The organism is Salinicola sp. (assembly GCF_982684285.1).
Window position 1 is genome coordinate 1 of sequence record NZ_CEXLVS010000329.1, and the last position, 3,797, is coordinate 3,797.

The window sequence follows — 3,797 nt, forward strand, 5'->3', positions numbered from 1 at the left end:
GGTCATGCCGGGCGACAACGTCCAGATGGTCGTGACCCTGATCGCACCGATCGCCATGGAAGACGGCCTGCGCTTCGCCATCCGCGAAGGCGGTCGTACCGTCGGCGCCGGCGTGGTCGCCAAGATCATCGAGTAATCCTCTCGGTGATTGTCAAGGAAGGGGCGCTGACGCGCCCCTTTTTCTGTATGGATTCGACGGTCTTCGATCGAGACTCTGTTTGACTCTCGATTGGGGCTCTCCTATAATGCGCGTCCTTTGAACGCGTGGGTCGACGGCTCGCGCCGTCAGCATCCAGTGGAGCATAAGGTAAATGCAGAACCAGAAGATTCGCATTCGGCTGAAAGCGTTTGACCATCGGCTGATCGATCAGTCGGCTCAGGAAATCGTGGATACGGCCAAGCGCACTGGCGCTCAAGTACGTGGCCCGATCCCGCTGCCGACGAATCGCGAGCGTTACACCATCCTGATCTCTCCGCACGTCAACAAGGACGCGCGCGATCAGTATGAGATTCGCACGCACAAGCGCGTTCTCGACATCGTCGAGCCGACGGAAAAGACCGTCGACGCGTTGATGAAGCTCGATCTCGCCGCTGGCGTGGACGTGCAGATTAAACTCGACTGAAACCAACACTAGACACTAGCGGGCGCTGAGTTCGACAGCATCCGCCGCGTCGTGAGACGCCACACAATGTGCTAGTGGAATGCTCTGGAAAGGGCAGCCATAGCGGGTGATAGCCCCGTACACTAAAGGAGACTGAACATGACTATCGGTTTGGTCGGTAAGAAGGCGGGCATGACCCGTGTCTTCACCGAAGATGGCGCATCCGTGCCCGTAACCGTTATCGAGGTTGAGCCCAACCGCATCACTAGCGTCAAGACCGTCGAGTCTGACGGCTACCGTGCGGTGCAGGTTACAACTGGCTCCCGCAAAGCCAAGCACCTCTCCAAGGCGATTGCCGGTCAATACGCCAAGGCAGGTGTCGAGGCAGGCCGCTCCCTGATGGAGTTCCGTCTCTCCGAAGACGATGAGACTCCTGAGCTGGGCGGTTCCTTCACCGTATCCCTCTTCGAAGCTGGTCAGAAAGTCGATGTGACCGGTACGTCCAAGGGCAAGGGCTTCCAGGGCGCCGTCAAGCGCTGGAACTTCCGTACCCAGGACAACACCCACGGTAACTCGCTGTCCCACCGTGCGCCGGGTTCCATCGGTCAGTGCCAGACCCCAGGCCGTGTTTTCAAAGGCAAGAAGATGGCTGGTCAGCTGGGCAACGAGCGCGTCACCGTCCAGACCCTGGAAGTGGTGCGTATCGATAGCGAGCGTAATCTTCTGTTGATCAAGGGCGCCGTGCCCGGTGCACCCGGCAGTGATGTCGTCGTGCGCAGTGCCGTGAAAGCTCGCTGAGGGGACTGAGACCGATGAATCTGAATCTCGTAGGTGCCGCAGGCACCGTCGAAGTGTCCGAAGAGACCTTTGGCAAAGACTTCAACGAAGCGTTGGTGCACCAGGTCGTTACCGCCTACCTGGCGGCAGGCCGTCAGGGTACCCGTGCCCAGAAAAACCGTTCCGACGTCCGTGGTGGTGGCAAGAAGCCGTGGCGCCAGAAAGGCACCGGCCGTGCGCGCGCCGGCACCATCCGCTCGCCGCTGTGGCGCAGTGGTGGTGTCACCTTCGCCGCTCGTCCGCAGGATTACACGCAGAAGGTCAACCGCAAGATGTACCGTGCGGCGATGCGTTCGATCCTGTCCGAGCTGGTTCGTCAGGAGCGTCTGATGCTGGTCGAAGAGTTCGCCGTTGAAGCGCCCCGTACCAAGGAATTGGTCGGCAAGCTCAAGGAGCTGGAACTCGAGAAAGTGCTGATCGTCACCGAAGAGATCGACGAGAAGCTCTATCTGGCCGCGCGCAACATCCCCAACGTCGATGTCGTCGATGCTGCGGCCGCCGACCCGGTCAGCCTGATCGCCTTCGACAAGGTGCTGATGACCGTCTCCGCTCTGCGTAAATTCGAGGAGAAGCTGGGATGAACCAGGAACGCGTATACAAGGTTCTGCTCGGACCTCACATGACCGAGAAGGCCGCGCTCGCCGCTGAGAACAACCAGTACGTGTTCAAAGTGGCCCAGGACGCGACCAAGCCCGAGATCAAGAAAGCCGTCGAAGCGCTGTTCGGCAAGAAAGTCGCCGGTGTTTCCGTGCTCAACGTCAAGGGCAAGACCAAACGCACTCGCTTCGGCACTGGTCTGCGCAAGGGTTACCGCAAGGCGTACGTGACCCTGGCTGCGGGCGAGACGCTCGAAGACTTCTCTGGCGCCGAGTAAGGCAGGAGTACGGATCATGGCAGTAGTCAAGACAAAACCCACTTCCGCCGGTCGTCGTCACGTCGTCAAGGTCGTCAACGACGAGCTCTACAAGGGTCGCGCCTACGGTGCGCTTGTCGAGAAGCAGTCGAAGTCGGGTGGTCGTAACAACAATGGCCGCATCACCACGCGTCACGTGGGTGGCGGTCATCGTCAGCACTATCGTTTGATCGATTTCAAGCGCACGAAGGATGGCATCAAGGCCGCCGTCGAGCGTATCGAATACGATCCGAACCGTAGCGCCAACATCGCGCTGCTGAAGTACATGGACGGCGAGCGCCGCTACATCATCGCGCCCAAGGCCCTCAAGGCCGGCGACGTGGTGGAGTCCGGTGTCAACGCCGCCATCAAGCGTGGCAACGCGCTGCCGCTGCGCAACATCCCGGTCGGCTCCACGGTGCACTGCATCGAATTGAAGCCGGGCAAGGGTGCGCAGATCGCGCGTAGTGCCGGTGCCAGCGCCCAGCTGGTGGCTCGTGAAGGCAACTACGCGACCCTGCGTCTTCGCTCCGGCGAGATGCGTCGCGTGCTGTCGGAGTGCCGCGCTACATTGGGTGAAGTCGGTAACTCAGAGCACAGCCTGCGTCAATTGGGCAAGGCTGGTGCGAAACGTTGGAGAGGGGTGCGCCCGACCGTTCGCGGTGTCGCAATGAACCCGGTGGACCACCCGCACGGTGGCGGTGAAGGCCGTACCAGTGGCGGCCGTCATCCGGTCAGCCCGTGGGGGATTCCCACCAAGGGCCACAAGACCCGCAAGAACAAGCGTACCGACAAGCTCATCGTTCGTCGCCGCAAGTCCAAGTAACAGACATTAAGAGGTAACGGCTGTGCCACGTTCACTGAAGAAAGGTCCTTTTATCGACCTTCATCTGTTGAAGAAGGTCGACGTCGCAACGGAAAAGAACGATCGCAAACCGATCAAGACCTGGTCGCGTCGTTCGATGATCCTGCCCAATATGGTCGGGCTCACCATTGCGGTACATAACGGTCGCCAGCATGTCCCGGTGCATGTTTCCGAGGAGATGGTCGGCCACAAGTTGGGCGAGTTCGCCGCTACCCGCACCTATCGCGGTCATGCAGCGGACAAGAAAGCCAAACGGTAAGCCAAGAGGATTAAGAGATGGAAGTCGCTGCTAAGTTGCGTGGCGCGAGCTTATCCGCCCAGAAGGCCCGTTTGGTGGCTGACCAGGTGCGCGGTAAGCCGGTCGCCGAAGCGCTCGACGTGCTGACCTTCTCGCCGAAGAAAGCCGCGAAGTTGGTCAAGAAGGTGCTGCAGTCCGCGATTGCCAATGCGGAAGAAAACAACGGCATGGACATCGACGAGCTGCGTGTCTCGACCATCTGCGTCGATGAGGGCATGACGCTCAAGCGCATCCAGCCTCGCGCCAAAGGCCGTGCGGATCGCATTTTGAAGCGCACTTGCCACATCACCGTCAAGGTAGCCG

Annotated in this window: 8 protein-coding genes; all 8 read left to right on the forward strand. The window is 60.2% G+C overall.

The genetic code is table 11. The annotated features are described in order from the left end of the window. Nucleotides 1-136 (forward strand): EF-Tu C-terminal domain-related protein (locus tag AC3AYF_RS19185; protein WP_487780200.1); only part of this gene is annotated, 136 nt, incomplete at its 5' end. Nucleotides 137-311: 175 nt separating this feature from the next. Further along, the gene (gene rpsJ / locus AC3AYF_RS19190) at nt 312-623 is read left to right on the forward strand and encodes a 30S ribosomal protein S10 (protein ID WP_035470365.1); all 312 of its coding nucleotides are present in this window, start codon (nt 312-314) and stop codon (nt 621-623) included. A 138-nt stretch (nt 624-761) separates the two neighbouring features. After that, a complete protein-coding gene (gene rplC, locus AC3AYF_RS19195; RefSeq protein ID WP_295036581.1) occupies nt 762-1,400 on the forward strand; it encodes a 50S ribosomal protein L3 in 639 nt (212 codons plus the stop codon). A gap of 14 nt (nt 1,401-1,414) precedes the next feature. After that, a complete protein-coding gene (rplD, locus tag AC3AYF_RS19200; RefSeq protein ID WP_295036583.1) occupies nt 1,415-2,020 on the forward strand; it encodes a 50S ribosomal protein L4 in 606 nt (201 codons plus the stop codon). Next, entirely contained in the window at nt 2,017-2,313 is a 297-nt protein-coding gene (gene rplW, locus AC3AYF_RS19205) for a 50S ribosomal protein L23 (RefSeq protein ID WP_110603307.1), read from the forward strand. The genes rplD and rplW overlap by 4 nt, the downstream gene beginning before the upstream one ends. Before the next feature lie 16 nt (nt 2,314-2,329). Then, the gene (gene rplB, locus AC3AYF_RS19210; protein ID WP_110603309.1) at nt 2,330-3,157 is read left to right on the forward strand and encodes a 50S ribosomal protein L2; all 828 of its coding nucleotides are present in this window, start codon (nt 2,330-2,332) and stop codon (nt 3,155-3,157) included. Nucleotides 3,158-3,179: 22 nt separating this feature from the next. Beyond that, entirely contained in the window at nt 3,180-3,455 is a 276-nt protein-coding gene (rpsS, locus tag AC3AYF_RS19215; protein WP_075563680.1) for a 30S ribosomal protein S19, read from the forward strand. 17 nt (nt 3,456-3,472) lie between these two features. Beyond that, a partial coding sequence (rplV, locus tag AC3AYF_RS19220; protein WP_487780199.1) for a 50S ribosomal protein L22 occupies nt 3,473-3,797 on the forward strand: 325 nt, incomplete at its 3' end.

Coding starts and splice junctions, on each gene's coding strand:
- rpsJ (WP_035470365.1), top strand. CDS start 312: ATGCAGAACCAGAAGATTCGCATTCGGCTGAAAGCGTTTGACCATCGG.
- rplC (WP_295036581.1), top strand. CDS start 762: ATGACTATCGGTTTGGTCGGTAAGAAGGCGGGCATGACCCGTGTCTTC.
- rplD (WP_295036583.1), top strand. CDS start 1,415: ATGAATCTGAATCTCGTAGGTGCCGCAGGCACCGTCGAAGTGTCCGAA.
- rplW (WP_110603307.1), top strand. CDS start 2,017: ATGAACCAGGAACGCGTATACAAGGTTCTGCTCGGACCTCACATGACC.
- rplB (WP_110603309.1), top strand. CDS start 2,330: ATGGCAGTAGTCAAGACAAAACCCACTTCCGCCGGTCGTCGTCACGTC.